The sequence below is a fragment of the Burkholderia sp. HI2761 genome (genome assembly GCF_002223355.1).
Classification (GTDB): Bacteria; Pseudomonadota; Gammaproteobacteria; order Burkholderiales; family Burkholderiaceae; genus Burkholderia.
In genome coordinates this window covers 345,777-369,860 of record NZ_NKFN01000001.1, presented here as the reverse complement: position 1 = coordinate 369,860, position 24,084 = coordinate 345,777, and the positions used below count along the sequence as shown (strand labels likewise).

Here is a 24,084-nt window from a genome sequence, read left to right as displayed (position 1 = left end):
AGCCATGCCGGCGCCCGTCCACATGGGAGCGACGATGGAATGCGTGTTTTGCCGTGAAGACGGCGGCGAGGTGCTCTGGCAGGACGACGTGCTGCGCGTCGTGCTCGCGACGGGCGAGCACGACTACCCGGGCTTCTGCCGGGTGATCTGGGGCGCGCACGTGGCCGAGTTCTCCGATCTTGGCGAGCCCGAGCGGGCACATCTGATGCGCGTGGTCTACGCGGTCGAGCGGGCCGTGCGCCGCGTGATGCAGCCGAACAAGGTGAATCTCGCGAGCCTCGGCAACATGGTGCCGCACGTGCACTGGCACGTGATTCCGCGCTTTTCCAACGATGCCCATTTCCCGCAGCCCGTGTGGGCGCCGCGCCAGCGCAGCGTGTCCGAGGCGCTGCTGCGCTCGCGCGCGGCACAGGCCTCGCTGCTGCACAATGCGGTGCGCGAGGAAATTCAACGCATGACCGATTCGAGGCAGCCATGAGCGGTTTGACTTCCACGACGCCGATTCCGTCCGGCGTCGTCGTGCACGCGGTATCGCGCGTGCTCGAATTGCAGTACCCGAACGGCGAGAACTTCCGGATTCCGTTCGAGCTGATGCGCGTGTATTCGCCGTCGGCCGAGGTACGTGGCCACGGACCGGGCCAGGAGACGTTGCAGACCGGCAAGCGCGAAGTGACGATCACCGCGCTTGAGGGCGTGGGCAATTACGCGCTGCAGCCGACGTTCTCCGACGGCCATTCGACCGGCATCTACTCGTGGGACCTGCTGTACGAACTGGCGACGCAGCAGGACGCGCTGTGGCGCGACTATTTCGACAAACTGAAGGCGGCGGGCGTCGAGCGCGACGCGCCGATGCAGGCGGCCGGCGCGCCGCACGGCCACTGCCACTGAAATCGACGGCGCCCGCTCGGCGCCGTCTTGCCATTTACTGAGGATCAACGCGATGAGCAAAACCCACTTCGGCTTCGAAAGCGTCGAGGAAAACGAAAAAGCGAAGAAAGTGGCGGGCGTGTTTCATTCGGTCGCGAGCAACTACGATCTGATGAACGACCTGATGTCGGCGGGCATGCACCGCGCGTGGAAGGCGTTCACGATCGCGCAGGCGAATGTGCGCCCGGGCTTCAAGGTGCTCGACATCGCGGCCGGCACCGGCGACCTGACCAGGTCGTTCGCGAAGGCGGCCGGGCCGACGGGCGAGGTCTGGCATACCGACATCAACGAATCGATGCTGCGCGTCGGCCGCGACCGGCTGCTCGACAAGGGTGTCGTGACGCCGTCGCTGCTGTGCGACGCCGAGAAAATTCCGTTTCCGGACAACTACTTCGACGTGGTCACGGTCGCGTTCGGGCTGCGCAACATGACGCACAAGGATGCCGCGCTGGCCGAGATGCGCCGCGTGACGAAGCCCGGCGGCCGCGTGATGGTGCTGGAATTCTCGAAAGTCTGGGACCCGCTGAAAAAAGCGTACGATCTGTATTCTTTCAAAGTATTACCGTGGCTTGGCGACAAGTTCGCGAAAGATGCTGAAAGTTATCGGTATCTTGCTGAATCTATCCGGATGCACCCCGATCAGGACACGCTGAAGACGATGATGGAACAAGCGGGCCTCGATGCCGTCAAATATTACAATTTGTCAGGTGGCGTGGTAGCTTTACACCTAGGGACCAAGTACTAAGGGGTTCTTTCCCTACATTCGTCTTACATTCGGAGAAGCTGATGTCTGAATCGCGTTCGTTGTTCAACCGTAGCAAACCGTCGAAGCCGTGGGCTCGACGGGTCGGCACGCTGCTGATGGTCGGCCTGCTCACGGCCGGCACGTTCGCATCGCTCGACGCCGAAGCCCGGCGCATGGGCGGCGGGCGCAGCATCGGCCGCCAGAATTCCACCGTCACGCAGCGCCAGGCCACGCCGCCTGCGCAGCAGCCGATGCAGCAGGCCGCGCCGTCGCAGGCGCAGCGTGCGAACCCGGCTGCGCCCACGCCGGCCGCGCAGCCCAACCGCTCGCGCTGGCTCGGGCCGATCGCCGGGCTCGCGGCCGGCCTCGGCATCGCGGCGCTGCTGTCGCACTTCGGCCTCGGCGGCGCATTCGCGAGCATGATGGCGAACGTCATCGTGATCGCGTTGCTCGCCATGGTCGGCATCTGGCTGATCCGCAAGTTCATGAACCGCCGTCGCCCGCAGGAGCCGGCGTATTCGGTCGGCGGCGCTGCGTCGTCGTCGGGCGGCTACTCGCAAAGCCCGTCGTTCCAGCAGGGCAACACCGGCAGCAACTACGCGGGTAGCGGCAGCAGCTATGCGAACGAAGCGCAGGGCGTGTTCGGCGGCGGCGGTGCAGCGGCCGCCGGCGCGGCCGCGGCGGCAGCGGCGCCGCTGCAGGTGCCGGCCGGCTTCGACACCGAAGCGTTCCTGCGCAGCGCGAAAGTCTATTTCGTGCGCCTGCAGGCGGCGTGGGACCAGGGCAACCTGGCCGACATCCGCGAGTTCACGACGCCCGAAATGTTCGCCGAGATCAAGATCGACCTCGATTCGCGCGGCAACGAAGCGAACCAGACCGATGTCGTGCAGCTCGACGCGGAACTGGTCGCGATCGAGGATCGCGGCATCGAGCAGTCGGCGAGCGTGCGCTTCCACGGCCTGATCCGCGAATCGGCGAATACGTCGGCCGCGCCGTTCGACGAAGTCTGGAACCTGTCGAAGTCGGGCAGTCAGGGCTGGCTGCTCGCGGGTATCCAGCAGATCAACACGCACTGAGCGTGGCCGGCGGCCCGCGCCGCCGGGCGCCCGGGCGACGGCCGCCGCACTGCGACCGCTTGCCGCCCGGGTGTACGGTCAGGCACGGTCTGCCGACGATCCGACGTTACAATAGAAACCCGCGTGGGCGCCCGGCCCGCGCGGGTTTTTTCTTTCCCAGCCCGATGACCTTTGCCGCCAAGCCTTTTGCTGCTGCCGTCAATCACCTGCTCGCGCGCGAATCGTGGGCGCGCGACCGCCTGATTCCCTATGCGGGCAAGACTGCCCGCATCGACGTGCCTCCCGTCACGCTCACGCTGCTGGTGCAGCCCGACGGCTATCTGTCGGCCGTCGACGCGCACGATGCGCAACAGGTCGACGTGTCGATCGCGCTGGCCGGCGACACGCTCGCCGCGTTCCTGCAGGGCGGCCAGGCGGCCGTGATGAAGCACGTGAAGATCGAAGGCGACGCGGAATTCGCGACGCAGATCGCGAAGCTGGCCGAGCACCTGCGCTGGGAACCGGAAGAAGATCTCGCGAAGCTGGTCGGCGACGCGGCGGCGTACCGGATCGCGACGGTCGTGCGCGACGCCGGGGCGCGCGCGCGCCGCACTGGCCGCAACGTGCTCGATTCCGTCGCCGAATACTGGCTCGACGAGAACCCGCAAGTCGTCCGGCGCGCGTCGCTCGGCGGCTTCGACGCCGAACTGGCGCGCGCACGCGATGCGCTCGCACGGGTCGAAAAGCGGGTCGAGCGACTCGAACAAAAAATCGGCGCGCGCACGGGTTCCGGCCCGCGCGGCGCGCACTGAGGGCCGCAGGGCATGCGCATTTTCCGTTTCATCAAGATTGTCTACACCGTCATCCGCTTTGGTCTCGACGAAGTGATGCTGTCCCGGATCGACGACCGGCGCGTGAAGCTGCTGTTGCGGATCACGACGATCGGCCGCCGCTATTCCGATCCGCCCGCCGTGCGGCTGCGCCACGCGCTCGAAAGCCTCGGCCCGATCTTCGTGAAGTTCGGCCAGGTGCTGTCGACGCGCCGCGATCTGCTGTCGGTCGATTTCGCGAACGAACTCGCGAAGCTGCAGGACCAGGTGCCGCCGTTCGATTCGGCGGTCGCGATCGCGATCATCGAGAAGTCGCTTGGCGCGCCGGTCGACGAGCTGTTCGACGAATTCGAGCGCGAGCCGATCGCGAGCGCGTCGATCGCGCAGGTGCATTTCGCGAAGCTCAAGGAGGGCGTGCACGCGGGCAAGGCCGTCGCGGTCAAGGTGCTGCGCCCGAACATGCTGTCCGTCATCGATTCCGATCTCGCGCTGATGCGCGACATCGCGATCTGGACCGAGCGCATGTGGGCCGACGGCCGGCGCCTGAAGCCGCGCGAGGTCGTCGCCGAATTCGACAAGTACCTGCACGACGAGCTCGACCTGATGCGCGAGGCCGCCAACGGCAGCCAGCTGCGCCGCAACTTCGCGGGCCTCGACCTGCTGCTCGTGCCCGAGATGTTCTGGGATTTCTCGACGTCGCAGGTGCTCGTGATGGAGCGCATGACCGGCGTGCCGATCAGCCAAGTCGAGACGCTGCGCTCGGCCGGCGTCGACATCAAGAAGCTCGCGCGCGAAGGCGTCGAGATCTTCTTCACGCAGGTGTTTCGCGACGGCTTCTTCCATGCGGACATGCACCCCGGCAACATCCAGGTGAGCCTCGATCCGAACACGTTCGGCCGCTATATCGCGCTCGATTTCGGGATCGTCGGTGCGCTGTCCGATTTCGACAAGAATTATCTCGCGCAGAACTTCCTCGCGTTCTTCAAGCGCGACTACCACCGCGTCGCGACGCTCCACCTCGAATCGGGCTGGGTGCCGCCCGAGACGCGCGTCGAGGAGCTCGAAAGCGCGATCCGCGCGGTGTGCGAGCCGTATTTCGACCGCGCGCTGAAGGACATCTCGCTCGGCCAGGTGCTGATGCGCCTGTTCTCGACGTCGCGCCGCTTCAACGTCGAGATTCAGCCGCAGCTCGTGCTGCTGCAGAAGACGATGCTGAACGTCGAAGGGCTCGGCCGCTCGCTCGACCCCGAGCTCGACCTGTGGAAGACCGCGAAGCCGTATCTCGAGCGCTGGATGACCGAGCAGATCGGCTTGCGCGGCTGGTACGAGCGGTTCAAGGTCGAGGCGCCGCAGTGGAGCAAGACGCTGCCGCAATTGCCGCGCCTGATTCACCATGCGATGGCCGCGCGCCACGACGCACCGCGCGCCGCGAGCGAGGAGCTGATGCGCCAGGTCCTCGTCGAGCAGAAACGGACGAACCGGCTGCTGCAGGCGTTGCTGATCTTCGGCCTGGCCGTCGGCGTCGGGGCGCTGGTCGCGCGCGTGCTGCTCGCGCTCGCGTACGGCGCTTGATCGAAAGGAGCATGGCGATGTCCGATCCGAAGCAACCGGCCGCACCGTCGGCCGCCGATTTCGCGACGCGCGACCCGGGTAGCGCGTCGTTCTGGAACGAGCGCTTCGAACGCGGCGTGACGCCGTGGGAATTCGGCGGCGTGCCGGACGGTTTTCGTGAGTTCGCCCATCGGCTCGAGCCGTGCGCGGTGCTGATTCCCGGCTGCGGCAGCGCGCAGGAGGCCGGATGGCTCGCGCAGGCCGGCTGGCCGGTGCGTGCGATCGATTTCGCCGCGCAGGCGGTCGCTGCCGCGAAGGCACAGCTCGGCGCGCATGCGGACGTCGTCGAGCAGGCCGATTTTTTCCAGTACCGGCCGCCGTTCGACGTGCAGTGGGTGTACGAGCGTGCGTTCCTGTGCGCGCTGCCGCCGAGCTTGCGCGCCGGCTATGCGGCGCGGATGGCCGAGCTGCTGCCCGCGGACGGATTGCTGGCCGGCTATTTCTTCGTGGTGGCGAAACCGAAGGGGCCGCCGTTCGGGATCGAGCGTGCGGAACTCGATGCGCTGCTTGCCCCGCACTTCGAGCTGGTCGAGGAGTTGCCCGTGACCGATTCGCTGGCCGTGTTCGACGGGCACGAGCGCTGGCTCACGTGGCGTCGCCGCTGATGCGCGGGCGTCACGGCCAATGCCGGAGCGCGCCCGGGTTTCGGCTATAATTCAAGGTTTTGCAAGCCGTTTCCAGTTTCTGCGGGAAAAATATCATGCCGATCTACGCCTATCGATGCGAAGCGTGCGGTTTCGCGAAGGACGTGCTCCAGAAGATGAGCGACGCGCCGCTGTCGCAATGCCCTGAATGCGGGAAGGATGCTTTTCGCAAACAGGTGACCGCCGCCGGTTTCCAGCTGAAGGGCTCGGGGTGGTACGTCACCGATTTCCGCGGCGGCTCGGGCGACGCGGCGCCGGCAGCACCCGCCACGGCTGAACCCGCCGCGGCCGCGCCGGCTGCGTCGAGCAGTTCGGGCAGCACCACGGCGACGAGCGCCGCGCCGGCTCCGGCCGCGACGCCCGCCGCCGGCAGTTGACCGTCGCGGCCCGGCCGGGTCGCGACCAACCCGCGCTTCCAGCGCGGTTCATTGACGGCAGATGATGAAAAAGACGACCCTGAAAACGGTGTTCCTGACCGGCCTGCTGGTTCTCGTCCCGCTCGCGATCACGCTGTGGGTGCTCGGCCTCATCATCGGCACGATGGACCAGACGCTGCTCCTGCTGCCCGAATCGTGGCAGCCCGAGCGGATGCTCGGCTTCCATCTGCCGGGGATCGGCGCGGTGCTGACGCTCGCGTTCATCTTCGTGGTCGGGCTGGCCACGCAGAACTTCATCGGCCAGAAGCTCGTCACGTGGTGGAACGCGGTCGTGCGTCACATCCCGGTCGTCGGGCCGATCTACACGAGCGTCAAGCAGGTATCGGACACGCTGCTGTCGAGCAGCGGCAACGCGTTCCGCAAGGCGCTCCTGATCGAATACCCGCGCCGCGGCTCGTATACGATCGCGTTTCTGACCGGCGCGCCCGGCGGCGACGTGGTCAACCATCTGACGGAAGAGTACGTGAGCGTGTACGTGCCCACGACGCCGAACCCGACGTCGGGCTTCTTCCTGATGCTGCCGAAGAGCGAAGTCATCGAACTCGACATGTCGGTCGATGCCGCGCTCAAGTACATCGTCTCGATGGGCGTCGTGGCGCCTTCGGCGCCGGCTCCGGCGCCCGCCCGCCGCCCCGTCGAGCCGCCGCTGTAAGTAAAGAATCATCGCCCGGGCCGCGCGTTGCGGCGCCCGTTGATCAAACCGAACGAAAGCAAACATCATGTCGATGCGTACTGAATACTGCGGTCTCGTGACCGAACACCTGCTGGGCCAAACCGTGTCGCTGTGCGGCTGGGTGCAGCGCCGCCGCGATCACGGCGGTGTGATCTTCATCGACCTGCGCGATCGTGAAGGCCTCGTGCAGGTGGTATGCGACCCGGATCGCGCCGAGATGTTCGCGACCGCCGAAGGCGTGCGCAACGAATTCTGCGTGCAGATCAAGGGTCTCGTGCGCAACCGTCCGGACGGCACGGTCAACGCTGGCCTGAAGAGCGGCAAGATCGAAGTGCTGTGCCACGAACTGAACGTGCTGAACGCGTCGGTCACGCCGCCGTTCCAGCTCGACGACGACAACCTGTCGGAAACGACGCGTCTCACGCACCGCGTGCTCGACCTGCGCCGCCCGCAGATGCAGCACAACCTGCGCCTGCGCTACCGTGTCGCGATCGAGGCGCGCAAGTACCTCGACGAGCAGGGCTTCATCGACATCGAAACGCCGATGCTGACGAAGAGCACGCCGGAAGGCGCGCGCGACTACCTCGTGCCGTCGCGCGTGAACGCGGGCCAGTTCTTCGCGCTGCCGCAGTCGCCGCAGCTGTTCAAGCAGCTGCTGATGGTCGCGAACTTCGACCGTTACTACCAGATCACCAAGTGCTTCCGCGACGAGGACCTCCGCGCCGACCGCCAGCCGGAATTCACGCAGATCGACTGCGAGACGTCGTTCCTCGGCGAGCAGGAAATCCGCGACCTGTTCGAAGACATGATCCGTCACATCTTCAAGACGACGATCGACGTCGAGCTCGACGCGAAATTCCCGGTGATGCCGTACTCGGAAGCGATGGCGCGTTTCGGTTCGGACAAGCCGGACCTGCGCGTGCAGCTCGAATTCACCGAGCTGACCGACGCGATGAAGGACGTCGACTTCAAGGTGTTCAGCACGCCGGCCAACGCGAAGGACGGCCGGGTCGCGGCGCTGCGCGTGCCGAAGGGCGGCGAGCTGTCGCGCGGCGACATCGACGGCTACACGGAATTCGTGCGCATCTACGGCGCGAAGGGCCTCGCATGGATCAAGGTCAACGAGAAGGCAAAGGGCCGCGACGGCCTGCAGAGCCCGATCGTCAAGAACCTGCACGACGCATCCATCGCGGCGATCCTCGAGCGCACCGGCGCTGAAGACGGCGACATCATCTTCTTCGCGGCCGACCGCGCGAAGGTCGTCAACGACAGCCTCGGCGCACTGCGCCTGAAGATCGGCCATTCGGAATTCGGCAAGGCGAACGGTCTCGTCCAGGCCGGCTGGAAGCCGCTGTGGGTCGTGGACTTCCCGATGTTCGAGTACGACGACGAAGACGCGCGCTACGTCGCCGCGCACCATCCGTTCACGAGCCCGAAGGACGAGCACCTCGAGTACCTCGAGACCGACCCGGGCCGCTGCCTCGCGAAGGCGTACGACATGGTGCTGAACGGCTGGGAAATCGGCGGCGGCTCGGTGCGTATCCACCGCGAGGAAGTGCAGAGCAAGGTGTTCCGCGCGCTGAAGATCGGCGCGGAAGAAGCGCAGCTGAAGTTCGGCTTCCTGCTGGACGCGCTGCAGTACGGCGCGCCGCCGCACGGCGGTATCGCATTCGGTCTCGACCGCATCGTCACGATGATGGCCGGCGCCGATTCGATCCGCGACGTGATCGCCTTCCCGAAGACGCAGCGTGCGCAGGACCTGCTCACGCAGGCGCCGAGCCCGGTCGACGAGCGTCAACTGCGCGAACTGCACATCCGGCTGCGTCAGCCGGAGCAGCCGAAGGCGTAACGCCGCCGCGCAGGTCGTGTGTGCGGTCATGCCCACACGACACCCCTGAAAAAGGCGCAGCGATGCGCCTTTTTCATTTTTTGCGGTACAGTCGCAGCACTTGCCGCACGTTCCGGGCACGGGCCGACGCACGGCCCCGTGCCGCATGAAACAAAGATGACGAAGCCGCCGAAAATCCCCGAATCCGTTCTCGTCGTGATCTACACGCCCGAGCTCGATGTGCTCGTGATCAAGCGTGCCGACCAGTCCGATTTCTGGCAATCGGTCACCGGCTCGAAGGACGCGCTCGACGAGCCGCTCGCGCTCACCGCCGCGCGCGAAGTGGCCGAGGAGACCGGCATCGCGATCGGCACGCCGGACGTGCCGGCCACCGCGCTCGTCGACTGGCATCACCGGATCGAATACACGATCTATCCTCAATACCTGCACCGCTATGCGCCGGGCGTCACGCGCAACGTCGAGCACTGGTTCGGCCTGTGCGTGCCGCATCGCGTCGACGTGACGCTGTCGCCGCGCGAGCATGTCGATCATGCGTGGCTGCCTTTCCGCGAAGCGGCCGCGCGCTGCTTCTCGCCGTCGAACGCCGAAGCGATCCTGCAATTGCCCGCGCGCGTGGCACTCGCGCGTGCGCCGCACGGCTCGTCCGCATGAATGCGGAGACCCGCAAGCGTTTCGCGCAATTGCGGCAGATGTTCCTGCAGGAGCGGGGCTCCGCGTCGCGGCTCGCGTTTACGGCCGGCAATACGGTGCGGCTGTGCGAAACCGGCGGCGAATTCTTCCAGGCGCTCATCGATCGGATCGACGCCGCCCGCGAGCAGGTGATGCTCGAAACCTACATCTTCTGCGACGACGACGCCGGTCGCCCGGTGTCGGCCGCGCTGATCCGCGCGGTGCAGCGCGGCGTGCGCGTGCGCGTGATCACCGACGGCATCGGCACCGCGCGCCTGCCGCTGTTCGACACGTGGGCCGAGTCCGGCGTCGAGCACTGCGTCTACAACCGCTTCCTGTTCGGCCGCTTCGGCTTCTCGCGCACGCACCGCAAGCTCGCGGTGATCGATCATGCGGTCGCGTTCTGCGGCGGCATCAACATCGTCGACGACTACACGCAGGGCAGCGCGACGCTGCCGTTCCCGCGCTGGGATTTCGCGGTCGAGATGGTCGGGCCCGCGGTGTCCGACGTGCGCGCCGCGTTCGAGCTGCAGTGGCACCGGATCCAGTTCGGCCACAAGCCCTATGCGCAGTACGCGGCCGGGCTGCACGGCGGCGAAGCGTTCCCGGAGATGTTCCGGCGCTGGATGCGCAGCCACCGGTGGATCAAGGCCGGCGCGCTGCGGGTCGTGACCGAGCCGAGCGTCGCGTTCGTCGCGCGCGACAACGTCGTGAACCGCCGCGCGATCGAGAAGGCCTATCTCGCGGCGATCGGTCAGGCACGCCAGCGGATCCTGCTCGCGAATCCGTATTTCATGCCGGGCCGCAAGCTGCGCCGCGCGCTGACGGGCGCGGCACGGCGCGGCGTCGACGTGCGGGTGCTGATAGGCCGCAAGGAGTTCGCGGCGCTCGATACGGCCGTGCCGTTCCTCTATCACACGCTGCTGCGCGCGGGCGTGCGCGTCGCCGAATACGACAAGACGATCCTGCACGGCAAGGTCGCCGTGATCGACGACAACTGGGCGACGGTCGGCTCGTCGAATCTGGACGCGCTGAGCCTGATGCTGAACAATGAAGCGAACGTCGTGCTGGTGCGCTACGATGCGGTGACGAACCAGTTGCGCGACGCGATCGCCACCGCGTTCGCCGAAGGCCGGGAGATCGACGCCGCGCGCTTCGCCGCGCGCCCGCGCGTCGAGCGGCTGCTGAACTGGCTCGCGTACACCACGTATCGTGTCGTGATGAAGGCGCTGACGGTCGGCGGTTACGATTGACGCCGACTAAGTATTCGCTTCAAAAAATCTGTCCGCACATTCGTGCGGAAAAGCCGCTCCGGTCTCGCCGGAATCGCGCAAAATAGCGGCTCGGTTAGACACCGGTTTCTAATAATTTCCTTGTTTCGCGAGCGGCCGCACTCAATAATAGTACGGCCGTTCGATTTTATTCGAACCCCCGAACGGTTACAGAAATAGCTATGCGAAAAGGCGAACAGACGCGTGCCGCGATACTCGAAGCTGCTTTGGACCTCGCCAGCCGTGACGGGCTGGAGGGGCTGACGATCGGCCTGCTGGCCGAGCGCATGCAGATGAGCAAGAGCGGCGTGTTCGCGCACTTCGGTTCGCGCGAAGACCTGCAGGTCGAGGTCGTGCGCGAGTATCACCATCGTTTCGAAAACGAGGTGTTCTTTCCGAGCCTGCGCGAGTCGCGCGGTCTGCCGCGTCTTCGGGCGATGCTGGCGCGCTGGATCGAGAAGCGCATCCAGGAGGTGACGACCGGGTGCATCTACATCAGCGGCGCAGTGGAGTACGACGACCGCCCGGACAGCCCCGTGCGCGAGCAGTTGATCGCGAGCGTGACCGCCTGGCGTGCCGCGTTGCTGCGCGCCATTTCGCAGGCGATGGAAGAAGGGCATCTGCGCACGGACACGGATCCGGAACTGATGCTCTTCGAGTTGTACAGCTTCACGCTCGGCCTGCATCACGACGCACGCTTCCTGCATTCGCCGGACGCCGTGCGCCTCACGTGGGCCGCGCTGGAAAAGACGATTGTTTCGTATCAGAGCGAGAGCCGTTAGCGGCGCGTGAACCGCCCGCCAGGAGCTCGAGCCGTTTTGCCCACCTTTGGAGAGAGTCATGGGACAGTACGCCGCGCCGCTGCGCGACATGCAATTCGTGTTGCACGAGCTTCTGAACGTCGAAGCCGAAGTCAAGCAAATGCCCAAGCATGCGGACCTCGACGCCGACACGATCAACCAGGTCCTCGAGGAAGCGGGCAAGTTCTGCTCCGAGGTACTGTTCCCGCTGAACCAGGTCGGCGACCGCGAAGGCTGCACCTATGAAGGCGACGGCGTCGTGAAGACCCCGACCGGCTTCAAGGAAGCGTATCGGCAATACGTCGAGGCCGGCTGGCCGGCGCTCGGCTGCGATCCGGAATACGGCGGCCAGGGCCTGCCCGCGTTCGTGAACAACGCACTCTACGAAATGCTGAACTCGGCGAACCAGGCATGGACGATGTATCCGGGCCTGTCGCACGGCGCGTATGAATGCCTGCACGCGCACGGCGCGCCGGAACTGCAGCAGCAATACCTGCCGAAGCTTGTGTCGGGCGAATGGACGGGCACGATGTGCCTGACCGAGCCGCACTGCGGCACCGACCTCGGCATCCTGCGTACCAAGGCCGAACCGAACGGCGACGGCTCGTACTCGATCAGCGGCACGAAGATCTTCATCTCGAGCGGCGAGCACGACATGTCGAAGAACATCGTCCACCTCGTGCTCGCGCGCCTGCCGGACGCGCCGCAAGGCACGAAGGGGATCTCGCTGTTCATCGTGCCGAAGTTCATTCCGGACGCTTCGGGCGAGCCGGGCGAACGCAACGGCATCAAGTGCGGCTCGATCGAACACAAGATGGGCATCCACGGCAATTCGACGTGCGTGATGAACCTCGACGGCGCGAAGGGCTGGATGGTCGGCGAGCCGAACAAGGGCTTGAACGCGATGTTCGTGATGATGAATGCCGCGCGCCTCGGCGTCGGCATGCAGGGCCTCGGCCTCACGGAAGTCGCGTACCAGAACTCGCTGACGTACGCGAAGGAACGCCTGCAGATGCGCTCGCTGACGGGCCCGAAGGCGCCGGACAAGCCGGCCGACCCGATCATCGTGCACCCGGACGTGCGCCGCATGCTGCTTACGCAGAAGGCCTACGCGGAAGGCGCGCGCGCGTTCACGTACTGGTCCGCGCTGCAGATCGACAAGGAACTGTCGCACGCCGACGAAGCGGTGCGCAAGGAAGCGGCCGACCTCGTCGCGCTGCTCACGCCGATCATCAAGGCGTTCCTGACCGACAACGCGTTCGAGTCGACCAACCACGCGATGCAGATCTACGGCGGCCACGGCTTCATCTCCGAGTGGGGCATGGAGCAATACGTGCGCGACGCGCGGATCAACATGATCTACGAAGGCACGAACTCGATCCAGTCGCTCGACCTGCTGGGCCGCAAGGTGCTCGGCGACATGGGCGCGAAGCTGAAGAAGTTCGGCAAGCTCGTGACGGAATTCGCGGAAGCCGAAGGCGTGAAGCCGGAAATGGCCGAGTTCATCAACCCGCTCGCCGACATCGGCGAGAAGGTGCAGAAGCTGACGATGGAAATCGGCATGAAGACGATGCAGAACCCCGACGAAGTCGGCGCTGCGGCCGTGCCGTACCTGCGCACCGTCGGCCACCTGGTGTTCTCGTACTTCTGGGCGCGGATGGCGCGCCTCGCACTCGACAACGAAGCATCGGGGGATCCGTTCTACAAGTCGAAGCTCGCGACGGCCCGCTTCTATTTCGCGCGTCTGCTGCCCGAGACGGCATCGACGATCCGCGCCGCGCGCGCGGGTTCGAAGACGCTGATGGAAGTCGACGAATCGCTGTTCTGACGCGAGTCCGGGCGGTGCGCGTCGCGCGCCGCCCGAACGCAACGGTTCCTGGTACTCACTTCGCCGTGCAGCCCTCACATTCCGCGCTGCACGACACTATCCGGAGACATCCCGTGAGCAATTTCCTGATTCGCAAGGTCGCCGTGCTGGGCGCCGGCGTGATGGGCGCGCAGATCGCCGCGCACCTCGTCAACGCGCGCGTGCCGGTGCTGCTGTTCGACCTGCCGGCCAAGGAAGGCCCGAAAAACGCGATCGCGCTGAAGGCGATCGAGAACCTGAAGAAGCTGTCGCCCGCGCCGTTCGGCGTGAAGGACGATGCGAAGTACCTCGAGGCGGCCAACTACGAAGACGACATCGCGAAGCTGGCGGAATGCGACGTCGTGATCGAGGCGATCGCCGAGCGGATGGACTGGAAGCACGACCTGTACAAGAAGGTCGCGCCGCACATCGCGCCGAACGCGATCTTCGCGACCAACACGTCGGGCCTGTCGATCACGAAGCTGTCCGAAGGTTTCTCGGACGAGTTGAAGTCGCGCTTCTGCGGCGTGCACTTCTTCAACCCGCCGCGCTACATGCACCTCGTCGAGCTGATCCCGACCGCGCATACGCGCCCGGAGATCCTCGACCAGCTCGAAACCTTCCTGACGAGCGTCGTCGGCAAGGGCGTCGTGCGCGCGAAGGATACGCCGAACTTCATCGCGAACCGTGTCGGCATCTTCTCGATCCTCGCGGTGATCACCGAGGCCGCGAAGTTCGGCCTGCGCTTCGACGAAGTCGACGATTTGACGGGCAGCCGCCTCGGCCGCGCCAAGTCGGCGACGTTCCGCACCGCGGACGTGGTCGGCCTCGACACGATGGCGCACGTGATCAAGACGATGCAGGACAACCTCGCCGACGATCCGTTCTTCCCGGTCTACCAGACGCCTGCCGTGCTCGCCGAGCTGGTGAAGCAGGGCGCGCTCGGCCAGAAGACGGGCGGCGGTTTCTACAAGAAGGAAGGCAAGGCGATCAAGGTGCTCGACGCGAAGACGGGCACCTACGTCGATTCGGGCGCGAAGGCGGACGAAACGGTCGGCCGCATCCTGAAGCGCCCGCCGGCCGAGCGCCTGAAGCTGCTGCGCGAGACGGACCATCCGCACGCGCAGTTCCTGTGGTCGATCTTCCGCGACGTGTTCCACTACATCGGCGTGCATCTCGAATCGATCGCCGACAACGCGCGCGACGTCGATCTCGCGATCCGCTGGGGCTTCGGCTGGAACGAGGGCCCGTTCGAAGGCTGGCAGGCCGCCGGCTGGAAGCAGGTTGCCGAGTGGGTGCAGGAAGACATCGCGGCCGGCAAGGCGCTCGCGAACGTGCCGCTTCCGTCGTGGGTGCTCGAAGGCCCGGTCGCCGAGAAGGGCGGCGTGCACACGGCCGAAGGCTCGTGGGCGCCGGCATCGAAGCGCTTCGTGCCGCGTTCGGACCTCGCGGTCTACGACAAGCAGGTGTTCCGTGCGCCGCTGCTCGGCGAAGCGGGCGCCGATCCGAAGACGTACGGCAAGACGCTGTTCGAAACCGACGCGGTGCGCGCGTGGGTCGACGATCGTGCCGGCGAGGACGACGTCGTGATCGTGTCGTTCAAGTCGAAGATGAACACGATCGGACCGAGCGTGATCGACGGCCTCGTGCAGGCGATCGAACTCGCGGAGAAGGACTACAAGGGCGTGGTGATCTGGCAGCCGACGTCGCTGAAGCTCGGCACGCCGGGCGGCCCGTTCTCGGCCGGCGCGAACCTCGAGGAGGCGATGCCCGCGTTCATGATGGGCGGCGCAAAGGGCATCGAGCCGTTCGTGAAGAAGTTCCAGGAAGGCATGCTGCGCGTGAAGTACGCGAACGTGCCGGTGGTGGTGGCCGTGTCGGGCATCGCGCTCGGCGGCGGGTGCGAGCTGATGCTGCACAGCGCGAAGCGTGTCGTGCACGTCGAGAGCTACATCGGTCTCGTCGAAGTGGGCGTCGGCCTCGTGCCGGCGGGCGGCGGCCTGAAGGAAGCGGCGCTGCGCGCGGCGGACGCCGCGACGGCCGCGAACGCGACCACCGACATCCTGAAGTTCGTCACGAAGTCGTTCGAGAACGCGGCGATGGCGAAGGTGTCGGCGTCCGCGCACGACGCACGCGCGATGGGTTACGTGAAGCCGTCCGACACGATCGTCTTCAACGTGTTCGAACTGCTCGACACCGCGAAGAAGGAAGCGCGTGCGCTGGCCGCCGTCGGCTACCGTGCGCCGCTGCGTGCGAAGGACGTGCCGGTGGCAGGCCGCTCGGCGATCGCGACGATCAAGGCATCGCTCGTCAACATGCGCGACGGCCGCTTCATCAGCGACCACGACTACCTGATCGCGAGCCGCATCGCCGAAGCGGTGTGCGGCGGCGACGTCGAAGCCGGCAGCCTCGTCGACGAGCAGTGGCTGCTCGCGCTGGAGCGCCGTGCGTTCGTCGAGTTGCTCGGCACGCAGAAGACGCAGGAACGGATCATGGGCATGTTGCAGACCGGCAAGCCGGTGCGTAACTGAGCGAGCGGACAGAGCGGACAAGGAGTCTGAAATGAGCAAACAATTGCAAGACGCATACATCGTCGCCGCCAGCCGCACGCCGATCGGCAAGGCTCCGCGCGGTGTGTTCAAGAACACGCGGCCGGACGAGCTGCTGGTCCACGCGATCAAGTCGGCGGTCGCGCAGGTGCCCGGCTTCGACACGAAGCTGATCGAGGACGCGATCATCGGCTGCGCGATTCCGGAAGCCGAGCAGGGCCTGAACGTCGCGCGCATGGGCGCGCTGCTCGCCGGCCTGCCGCAGACGGTCGGCGGCGTGACGGTCAACCGCTTCTGCGCGTCGGGCATCACCGCGCTGGCGATGGCGGCCGACCGGATCCGCGTCGGCGAATCGGACGCGATCTTCGCGGGCGGCTGCGAGTCGATGAGCATGGTGCCGATGATGGGCAACAAGCCGTCGATGTCGCCGCACATCTTCGATCGCAACGAAGATTTCGGCATCGCGTACGGGATGGGCCTGACGGCCGAGCGCGTCGCCGAGCAGTGGAAGGTGAGCCGCGAGGACCAGGACGCGTTCTCGGTCGAGTCGCACCGCAAGGCGCTCGCCGCGCAGCAGGCCGGCGAGTTCAACGACGAGATCGCCGCCTACACGATCACCGAGCGCTTCCCGAACCTCGCGACCGGCGAAATCGACGTGAAGACGCGCGAGATCAAGCTCGACGAAGGTCCGCGCGCGGATACGTCGATCGAAGGCCTCGCGAAGCTGCGCACGGTATTCGCGAACAAGGGCTCGGTCACGGCCGGCAACAGCTCGCAGACGTCGGACGGCGCCGGCGCGCTGCTCGTCGTGTCGGAGAAAGTGCTGAAGGCGTTCAACCTGACGCCGCTCGCGCGCTTCGTGAGCTTCGCGGTGCGCGGCGTGCCGCCGGAAATCATGGGCATCGGCCCGAAGGAAGCGATTCCGGCCGCGTTGAAGGCCGCCGGCCTGAAGCAGGACGATCTCGACTGGATCGAGCTGAACGAAGCGTTCGCCGCCCAATCGCTGGCGGTGATGCGCGACCTCGGCCTCGATCCGTCGAAGGTCAACCCGATGGGCGGCGCGATCGCACTGGGCCACCCGCTCGGCGCGACCGGCGCGATCCGCGCGGCGACCGTCGTGCACGGCCTGCGCCGCCGCAACCTGAAGTACGGGATGGTCACGATGTGCGTCGGCACCGGCATGGGCGCCGCGGGCATCATCGAACGCCTGTAAGCGGGACGCGACGAAAAGCGACGACGGTGCGCGGGCCACGAGCTCGCGCACCGTTTTTTATTCCGGTAGAGGACAGTTCAAGGAGACGGTTGTGGCCGACATTCAAGTGGAGCGCGCCGACGGCGTGATGACGATCACGATCGCGCGCCCGGCGAAGAAGAACGCGCTGACGGCGGCGATGTACCAGACGATGGCCGATGCGCTCGCCGACGCGCAGGAAGACAAGGCGGTCCGCGTGATCCTGCTGCGCGGCAGCGACGGCAATTTCAGCGCGGGGAACGATCTCGAGGATTTCCTGAAGTCGCCGCCGAAGGACGATACCGCGTCGGTCTTCCAGTTTCTGGCGCGGATCAGCAGCGCGAGCAAGCCGATCGTGGCGGCGGTGCCGGGCATCGCGGTGGGCGTCGGCGTGACGATGCTGCTGCACTGCGATCTGGTCTACGCGGCCGATACCGCGACGTTCTCGCTGCCGTTCGCGCAGCTCGGGCTGTGCCCGGAAGCCGCGTCGAGCGCGCTGCTGCCGCGCCTGGCCGGCCATCAGGTCGCCGCCGAGAAGCTGTTGCTCGGCGAAGCGTTCGACGCGCTGGAGGCGCACCGGATCGGCATCGTCAATCGCGTGCTGCCGGCGGCCGAACTCGACGCATTCGCGGCGAAGCAGGCGGCGAAGCTGGCGGCGTTGCCTGCGGCATCGCTGCGTGTGACGAAGGCGCTGTTGAAGGATACGGGCGGCGTGGCGACGCCCGCGCGGATGGCCGAGGAGGCGCGCCACTTCGCCGCGATGCTGCGCGCGCCGGAAGCGCGCGAGGCGATGACGGCGTTCTTCGAGAAGCGCAAGCCGGATTTCCGTCAGTTCGACTGATGGAGCGGGCCGCGCCGGCGGCGGATCGCCGGCGCGCGATTGCGATCAGGCCGTGCCGTAGTCGACGTGGCCCGTTTCGCGGCAGAAGCTGACGAGCCGCAAGCCGGCCGCCTTCGCGATCTCGATCGCGAGCGACGACGGTGCGGAGATGGTCGCGACCAGCGGGATGCCGACCCGCGCGGCCTTGCGTACGAGCTCGTAGCTCGCGCGGCTCGACAGGAACACGAAGCCGTCGGTGGTGTCGGCGCGCGACAGCACGAGCGAGCCGATCAGCTTGTCGAGCGCATTGTGGCGGCCGACGTCCTCGAAGGCCATCCGGATCGCGCCTGTTGCGTCGCACCACGCGGCCGCATGCAGGCCGCCGGTCAGTTTCGTGAGCGCCTGGTGTGCCGGCAGCGCATGCGCGGCACGCGCGAGCGCGTCGGGCGCGAGGCGCGCGAGAAAGCCGGTATCGGGCACGCGTTCGGGCGCAAGGTCGAGCAGGTCGATGCTTTCGATGCCGCAGACGCCGCAGCCCGTGCGCCCCGCGAGCGCGCGGCGCCGGTCCTTCAGCGCGGCGAACGCCTGCTGGACGACTTCCAGGTGGACTTCCGCATGCGGCAGCGGCGCGTCGGCGTGCAGGATCACCTCGATGTCCTTGATGTCGCTGCCGCGCGCAACGATCCCTTCCGAGATCGCGAAGCCGACCGCGAACGCTTCGAGGTCGCATGGCGTACACATCATCACTGCGTGCGAGATGCCGTTGAAGACGAGTGCGACCGGCCATTCCTGGCCGACGAAGTCGTGCGCGGTCTGGACCGCGCCGCCGCGCGTGCGGCTCACGGGCAGCTCGATCGCGCCGCGCGGTTCATCGCGAAGTTCGTCGCGCGGTTCGTCTGATTGGGTCGGATTCACGAGCACTCCCGTTGATTCGAAGCACGGCCGGCGACGATCGTGCCGCCACCCGCGCGCAGAGGTTCTAAAATACCTCAGGCAAGCCGGCCGCGCCGGCATCCGCCACGTCAGGTAACGACCATGGGACTCAGCGACGCTCCGTTGCTCTTCAACTTCGAACACGATTCGTCGGAAAACTTCACGTATATCCCGATGATCGTGCGTTTCAATCTCGATCGCTTCGGGCTGCGGATTTCGCTCGAACAGTGGCAACTGCTGCCGCTCGAGGACCGCAAGCTGCTCGCGCGCTTTCCGGCCGACGACGACACCGCGATCGAGCCCAACTTCGATCACGCGCTGTTCGAAATGCTGCGCACGCACGCCGATCTGGAGCCGTCATGGTTCCAGCCGGACGAGCAGCCGGCCTGGCGCGTCGTCGATACGGTGCCGGAGTCGCTCGTGGAGCAGAGCGCGCTGGCCGGGCTGCCGGCGCCCGCGCTCGTGCAGTGGCAGCGGCTCGCACCGTTCCAGCGCTACGTGCTCGTCAAGCTGTCGCGCAAGCCGACGCTGAATCACGATTTCCTGCCCGCGATGCGGGAGTTCGGGCTGACGGCCACGCACTGACGGCCGCCTGCCGCGCTGCGACGGCGCCTGCCCGTCAGAGCGGCGGCAGTTGCCGCGGCTTGCGGTCGGAGCCGGTCGCGACGTACGTGAGCGTCGCTTCGGTCACCTTCACGACTTCGCCCATGAGGCGCATGCGCTGGGCGTACACCTCGACGTCGACCGTGATCGACGTATTGCCGGTGCGCATGATGGTGGCGTAGAAGCTCAGCAGGTCGCCGACGAATACCGGTTGCTTGAACACGAACGAGTTGACCGCGACCGTCGCGACACGGCCGTTCGCGCGCTGGCTCGCGGGAATCGAGCCGGCGATGTCGACCTGCGACATGATCCAGCCGCCGAACACGTCGCCGTGAACGTTCGCGTCGTGCGGTTGCGGGACGACGCGCAGCGCGGGCTGCTTCTGCGGGAGATCGAGGGTCGAATCGGTCATGGCGGGGGCTTTCATCCTGTAATAAATGGGCCGCCGCGCGCAGCCCGGCCGGCGAGGGCGCCGGCAGCGGCGCGAAGCGGCTTCTGCGACAATACAACGTTCGCAAATTGTACGAGAAAGCGCGCGAGCCGGCCGCCGATACGCGCGTCCGGTGTCGCCGCACAACCCTTCCCTCCATGCGCCGATTTCCCGCTTCCGGCGAGCCCGCGCCGGCTTCGACCGGGCCTCGCAACGACTGGCAGACCATCCGGTCGCTGCTGCCGTACCTGACCACCTACAAATGGCGCGTCGCGCTCGCGCTCGGCTGCCTGATCGGTGCGAAGGTCGCGAACCTCGGCGTGCCGGTCGTGATGAAGCGCATCGTCGACCATCTGTCCTACGTGCAGCAGCTCACCGCGCTCGGCCGTGCCGAGCAGTCGGCCGGCATCGTGCTCGCGGGCGGCGTCGGGCTCCTGGTTCTCGCGTATGCGCTCGTGCGGCTGTCGACGTCGCTCTTCACCGAGCTGCGCGAAATCCTGTTCTCGAAGGTCACCGAGAGCGCGGTGCGCCAGCTCGCGCTGCAGGTGTTCCGGCATCTGCACGGGCTGTCGCTGCGGTTTCACCTCGAACGCCAGACGGGCGGCATGTCGCGCGACATCGAGCGCGGCACGCGCGGCATCCAGCAACTGATTTCGTATTCGCTGTACAGCATCCTGCCGACGCTCGTCGAGGTCGGGCTCGTGCTCGGCTTCTTCGTGGTCAAGTACGAGGCCTACTACGCATACGTGACGTTCGCGGCGCTGGTCACGTACATCGTGTTCACCGTGAAGGTCACCAACTGGCGCACGCACTTTCGCCGCACGATGAACGAACTCGATTCGCGCGCGAACTCGCGGGCAATCGACTCGCTGATCAACTACGAGACGGTGAAGTACTTCGGCAACGAGGAGTGGGAGGCGCAGCGCTACGACGAGAACCTGAAGCGCTACCGGAAGGCCGCGATCCGCTCGCAGAACTCGCTGTCGGTGCTGAACTTCGGCCAGCAGGCAATCATCGGCACGGGGCTCGTGTTCATCCTGTGGCGCGCGACCCAGGGCGTGCTCGCAGGCAAGCTGACGCTCGGCGATCTCGTGCTGATCAACACGTTCATGCTGCAGCTGTACATTCCGCTGAACTTCCTCGGCGTCGTCTATCGCGAGCTGAAGCAGAGCCTGACCGACATGGACCGGATGTTCGGGCTGCTGTCGGCGCCGAAGGAGGTGGCCGATCGGCCCGATGCGCCGCCGCTCGCGGTGGCCGGCGCGCAGGTGCGTTTCGAGCACGTGAACTTCGCGTACGAGCCGTCGCGGCAGATCCTGCACGACGTGACGTTTACGATCGATGCCGGCACGACGACCGCGGTGGTCGGCCACAGCGGTTCGGGGAAGTCGACGCTGTCGCGGCTGCTGTTCCGCTTCTACGATCTCGATCGGCAGGCGGGCGGCGCGATCCGGATCGACGGCCAGGATATCCGCGACGTCACTCAGGAATCGCTGCGTGCATCGATCGGGATCGTGCCGCAGGACACCGTGCTGTTCAACGACTCGATCTACTACAACATCGCGTACGGCCGGCCGACCGCGACCCGCGACGAGGTGGTCGCGGCCGCGCGCGCCGCGCACATCCACGATTTCATCGAAAGTCTGCCGAAGGGCTATGACACGCCGGTCGGCGAGCGCGGGCTGAAGCTGTCGGGCGGCGAGAAGCAGCGCGTCGCGATCGCGCGCACGCTGCTGAAGGATCCGCCGGTGCTGCTGTTCGACGAAGCGACGTCGGCGCTCGATTCGCGCTCGGAACGCGCGATCCAGCACGAACTCGACCAGATCGCGCGGCATCGCACGACGCTCGTGATCGCTCACCGGCTGTCGACGGTCGTGCACGCGCAGCAGATCCTCGTGATGGACCACGGGCGGATCGTCGAGCGCGGCACGCACGACGAACTCGTGCGCGCCGACGGGCTGTATGCGCAGATGTGGGCGCTGCAGCAGCAACGCGCGGCGGCCGGCGGAGAAGAGGCCGAGGCCGCGTGAGTGCGGGTGTCGCACGAGGCGGTGCGCGGCCCGGGCGGGCGGGTTGCCGGCTGTCCGGCAGCGTGGCGGCGGCACGGCCGGGTGAACCGGCGGGGCGTTCGCTCCACTCGATTCCGGATCGGTTCGCGGCCGGTTGACCGGGCGCCGTCGTCGACCCGTCAGCCCATCGGCCCATCGGCCGCCGCGCCGGCGAACCGGCAGTCAGCCGCGAAACGATCAGCCCGCGGCGGCGCGCAGCCGCGCGTCGAGTTCGCCGAGCTGCGCGGGCGTGCCGACGTTCTCCCAGATTCCATCGTACAGTTCGCCGCTCGCGTGGCCGGCTTCGATCGCCGCGCGATAGTACGGCGTCAGCGCGCGCCGCGTGCCGGGCGCCAGGTCGCGGAACATCCGCGTGTCGTACAGGCCGATGTTGCCGAACGTGAAGCGCGCGGCGCCGTCGAGCGCGAGACGGCTGTCGTCGCCGAGCGCGAAGTCGCCGGCCGGATGGAACGGCGGGTTCGGCACCATCACGAGGTGCATTGCCGGCGTATCGAGCACGGCCATCCGGGCGGCGCGCGGTGCGAGCGTCCGGTAGTCGAACGCGCAGTACACGTCGCCGCTGACGGCCGCGAACACGGCCGGCTGGCCGTCGCGCTCGAGCAGCGGCAGCGCCTGCGCGATGCCGCCGGCGGTTTCCAGCGCTTCGCCCTCGGCCGAATACGCGAGCCGCACGCCCCAGCGCGAACCGTCGCCGAGCGCGGTTTCGATCTGCTCGCCGAGCCATGCGTGGTTGATCACGATGGTCTCGATGCCCGCACGCGCGAGCGCCTCGATCTGCCACACGATCAGCGGCTTGCCGCCGGCTTCGAGCAGCGGCTTCGGGCGGGTGTCGGTCAGCGGGCGCATCCGTTCGCCGCGCCCGGCGGCGAAAATCATCGCCGTGGTCAGGGTAGTGCTCATGTTCGACTGGGTGTGAGGACGCTCAGAACGTATAGCCGACGTCGGCCGGTGCGTTGCCCTCGAACTCGTCGAGCAGCTTCGCGAACGGCCCGAGCGGGCGGTAGCGCAGCGCGACCTTGCGCGCATACGCGAGGAAGCGCGGCAGGTCGTTCAGATAATGCGGCTTGCCGTCGCGGTAGTTGATGCGCGCGAACAGGCCGAGGATCTTGATATGGCGTTGCAGCCCCATCCATTCCAGCTGACGGTAGAACTCGCCGAAGTCGGGATCGACCGGCAGGCCGGCCTTTTTGGCCTTTTCCCAGTAGTACGCGAAGCAGTCGAGCTCGAACTCCTCGTCCCAACTGACGAATGCGTCGCGCAGCAGCGACACGACGTCGTACGTCAGCGGCCCGTACACGGCATCCTGGAAGTCGAGCACGCCCGGGTTCGGCTCGCACACCATCAGGTTGCGCGGCATGAAGTCGCGCAGCATGAAGCCCTGCGGCTGCGCGTGCGCGCTCGCGACCAGCAGCGCGAACGTGCGGTCGAGCGTGCCGCGCATCGCGTCGGTGACGGGCTTGCCGAGGTGGCGGCCGACGAACCATTCGGGCAGCAGCTCCATTTCGCGGCGCAGGAACGCTTCGTCGAACGGCGGCAGCACGTCGGGCTTCGACGTGAGCTGGAAGCGGATCAGCGCATCGAGCGCGGCGCGCATCAGGGCTCGCGCGGCGGCCGGATCGGCCGGATCGAGCACCGAGATGTACGACGTGCGGCCGAGGTCGGTCACGAGCATGAAGCCCGCGTCGAAATCGTGGGCCAGCACGTCCGGCACGTGGTCGCCGGCCGCGGCGAGCAGCTGCGCGACCTGGACGAACTCGCGGCACTTCTCGGGCGGCGGCGCATCGACCGCGATCAGCGTGCCGCCGGTGCTGGCGGCCGACGCGACGCGGAAATAGCGGCGGAAACTGGCGTCCGACGAGGCGGGCGCGAGCGTCGACAGGTCGAGGGCATACCGCTCGGCGAGCGGGTGCAGCCACGCGGTGAGCGCTTCGAGGCGGGCGTCGGGCTGGGATGCGGCGGATGGGGGCGTCATGAAACTCGGCGGAGGGGGGAACGTCTTGCCATATAATACCCCACGACTTTTTTGACGCGCCCCGCGTCAGCTTCCGCCGTGCAGGCCCGCCGCCTGTCGCGCCGTCCGCCCGATCGCCTC

23 protein-coding genes are annotated in these 24,084 nt (G+C 66.9%); 19 read left to right on the top strand and 4 right to left on the bottom strand.

Annotated features, from left to right (window positions below):
- The first annotated feature begins 34 nt into the window (after positions 1-34).
- The 17 genes from CFB46_RS01735 (at position 35) to CFB46_RS01655 (ending at position 17,978) form a co-directional block, all read left to right on the top strand.
- A complete protein-coding gene (locus tag CFB46_RS01735) occupies positions 35-478 on the top strand; it encodes an HIT family protein (RefSeq protein WP_027785405.1) in 444 nt (147 codons plus the stop codon).
- Positions 475-888 (top strand): gamma-butyrobetaine hydroxylase-like domain-containing protein, encoded by a 414-nt coding sequence (locus CFB46_RS01730; RefSeq protein WP_027785404.1) that lies wholly within the window; start codon positions 475-477, stop codon positions 886-888. Before CFB46_RS01735 ends, CFB46_RS01730 begins: the two co-directional genes overlap by 4 nt.
- A gap of 52 nt (positions 889-940) precedes the next feature.
- Positions 941-1,672: a bifunctional demethylmenaquinone methyltransferase/2-methoxy-6-polyprenyl-1,4-benzoquinol methylase UbiE gene (ubiE, locus tag CFB46_RS01725; RefSeq protein WP_027785403.1), complete on the top strand. Its 732-nt coding sequence runs from the start codon at positions 941-943 to the stop codon at positions 1,670-1,672.
- 41 nt (positions 1,673-1,713) lie between these two features.
- Positions 1,714-2,748, top strand: a complete 1,035-nt coding sequence (locus CFB46_RS01720; protein WP_027785402.1) for a Tim44 domain-containing protein — start codon at positions 1,714-1,716, stop codon at positions 2,746-2,748.
- Between the two features lie 164 nt (positions 2,749-2,912).
- The gene (locus tag CFB46_RS01715) at positions 2,913-3,539 is read left to right on the top strand and encodes a ubiquinone biosynthesis accessory factor UbiJ (protein ID WP_027785401.1); all 627 of its coding nucleotides are present in this window, start codon (positions 2,913-2,915) and stop codon (positions 3,537-3,539) included.
- A 12-nt stretch (positions 3,540-3,551) separates the two neighbouring features.
- Complete coding sequence (gene ubiB, locus CFB46_RS01710) at positions 3,552-5,129, top strand: ubiquinone biosynthesis regulatory protein kinase UbiB (protein ID WP_027785400.1); 1,578 nt, start codon at positions 3,552-3,554, stop codon at positions 5,127-5,129.
- A gap of 17 nt (positions 5,130-5,146) precedes the next feature.
- Positions 5,147-5,773: an SAM-dependent methyltransferase gene (locus CFB46_RS01705; RefSeq protein ID WP_027785399.1), complete on the top strand. Its 627-nt coding sequence runs from the start codon at positions 5,147-5,149 to the stop codon at positions 5,771-5,773.
- A gap of 95 nt (positions 5,774-5,868) precedes the next feature.
- A complete protein-coding gene (locus CFB46_RS01700) occupies positions 5,869-6,189 on the top strand; it encodes an FmdB family zinc ribbon protein (RefSeq protein ID WP_027785398.1) in 321 nt (106 codons plus the stop codon).
- A gap of 61 nt (positions 6,190-6,250) precedes the next feature.
- Complete coding sequence (locus CFB46_RS01695) at positions 6,251-6,901, top strand: DUF502 domain-containing protein (protein ID WP_027785397.1); 651 nt, start codon at positions 6,251-6,253, stop codon at positions 6,899-6,901.
- Positions 6,902-6,968: 67 nt separating this feature from the next.
- Positions 6,969-8,771: an aspartate--tRNA ligase gene (gene aspS, locus CFB46_RS01690; RefSeq protein WP_059820390.1), complete on the top strand. Its 1,803-nt coding sequence runs from the start codon at positions 6,969-6,971 to the stop codon at positions 8,769-8,771.
- A 156-nt stretch (positions 8,772-8,927) separates the two neighbouring features.
- Complete coding sequence (gene nudB, locus CFB46_RS01685; RefSeq protein WP_027785395.1) at positions 8,928-9,422, top strand: dihydroneopterin triphosphate diphosphatase; 495 nt, start codon at positions 8,928-8,930, stop codon at positions 9,420-9,422.
- On the top strand, positions 9,419-10,693 hold the full coding sequence (gene clsB / locus CFB46_RS01680) for a cardiolipin synthase ClsB (RefSeq protein WP_027785394.1): 1,275 nt from the start codon (positions 9,419-9,421) through the stop codon (positions 10,691-10,693). The genes nudB and clsB overlap by 4 nt, the downstream gene beginning before the upstream one ends.
- Before the next feature lie 200 nt (positions 10,694-10,893).
- A complete protein-coding gene (locus CFB46_RS01675; RefSeq protein ID WP_006485742.1) occupies positions 10,894-11,493 on the top strand; it encodes a TetR/AcrR family transcriptional regulator in 600 nt (199 codons plus the stop codon).
- A 58-nt stretch (positions 11,494-11,551) separates the two neighbouring features.
- Entirely contained in the window at positions 11,552-13,339 is a 1,788-nt protein-coding gene (locus CFB46_RS01670; protein ID WP_089499159.1) for an acyl-CoA dehydrogenase C-terminal domain-containing protein, read from the top strand.
- 113 nt (positions 13,340-13,452) lie between these two features.
- A complete protein-coding gene (locus tag CFB46_RS01665; protein ID WP_027785392.1) occupies positions 13,453-15,888 on the top strand; it encodes a 3-hydroxyacyl-CoA dehydrogenase/enoyl-CoA hydratase family protein in 2,436 nt (811 codons plus the stop codon).
- A 31-nt stretch (positions 15,889-15,919) separates the two neighbouring features.
- Positions 15,920-17,119, top strand: a complete 1,200-nt coding sequence (locus CFB46_RS01660) for an acetyl-CoA C-acyltransferase (protein ID WP_027785391.1) — start codon at positions 15,920-15,922, stop codon at positions 17,117-17,119.
- A gap of 91 nt (positions 17,120-17,210) precedes the next feature.
- Positions 17,211-17,978 (top strand): enoyl-CoA hydratase, encoded by a 768-nt coding sequence (locus tag CFB46_RS01655; protein ID WP_027785390.1) that lies wholly within the window; start codon positions 17,211-17,213, stop codon positions 17,976-17,978.
- A 45-nt stretch (positions 17,979-18,023) separates the two neighbouring features.
- Here CFB46_RS01655 and fdhD read toward each other — a convergent pair whose 3' ends face one another.
- Positions 18,024-18,878 (bottom strand): formate dehydrogenase accessory sulfurtransferase FdhD, encoded by an 855-nt coding sequence (gene fdhD, locus CFB46_RS01650; protein ID WP_089499158.1) that lies wholly within the window; start codon positions 18,876-18,878, stop codon positions 18,024-18,026.
- 114 nt (positions 18,879-18,992) lie between these two features.
- Between fdhD and CFB46_RS01645 the strand changes: the two genes are divergently transcribed.
- Complete coding sequence (locus tag CFB46_RS01645) at positions 18,993-19,475, top strand: nitrate reductase associated protein (protein WP_027785388.1); 483 nt, start codon at positions 18,993-18,995, stop codon at positions 19,473-19,475.
- A gap of 34 nt (positions 19,476-19,509) precedes the next feature.
- Here the strand turns inward: CFB46_RS01645 and CFB46_RS01640 are convergent, their stop codons facing one another.
- Positions 19,510-19,905: an acyl-CoA thioesterase gene (locus CFB46_RS01640; protein ID WP_027785387.1), complete on the bottom strand. Its 396-nt coding sequence runs from the start codon at positions 19,903-19,905 to the stop codon at positions 19,510-19,512.
- A 176-nt stretch (positions 19,906-20,081) separates the two neighbouring features.
- Between CFB46_RS01640 and CFB46_RS01630 the strand changes: the two genes are divergently transcribed.
- The gene (locus tag CFB46_RS01630; protein WP_027785386.1) at positions 20,082-21,953 is read left to right on the top strand and encodes an ABCB family ABC transporter ATP-binding protein/permease; all 1,872 of its coding nucleotides are present in this window, start codon (positions 20,082-20,084) and stop codon (positions 21,951-21,953) included.
- 216 nt (positions 21,954-22,169) lie between these two features.
- Here the strand turns inward: CFB46_RS01630 and murU are convergent, their stop codons facing one another.
- Complete coding sequence (gene murU, locus CFB46_RS01625) at positions 22,170-22,892, bottom strand: N-acetylmuramate alpha-1-phosphate uridylyltransferase MurU (protein ID WP_089499157.1); 723 nt, start codon at positions 22,890-22,892, stop codon at positions 22,170-22,172.
- A 22-nt stretch (positions 22,893-22,914) separates the two neighbouring features.
- Positions 22,915-23,964 (bottom strand): aminoglycoside phosphotransferase family protein, encoded by a 1,050-nt coding sequence (locus CFB46_RS01620; RefSeq protein WP_027785384.1) that lies wholly within the window; start codon positions 23,962-23,964, stop codon positions 22,915-22,917.
- Positions 23,965-24,084 lie beyond the last annotated feature (120 nt).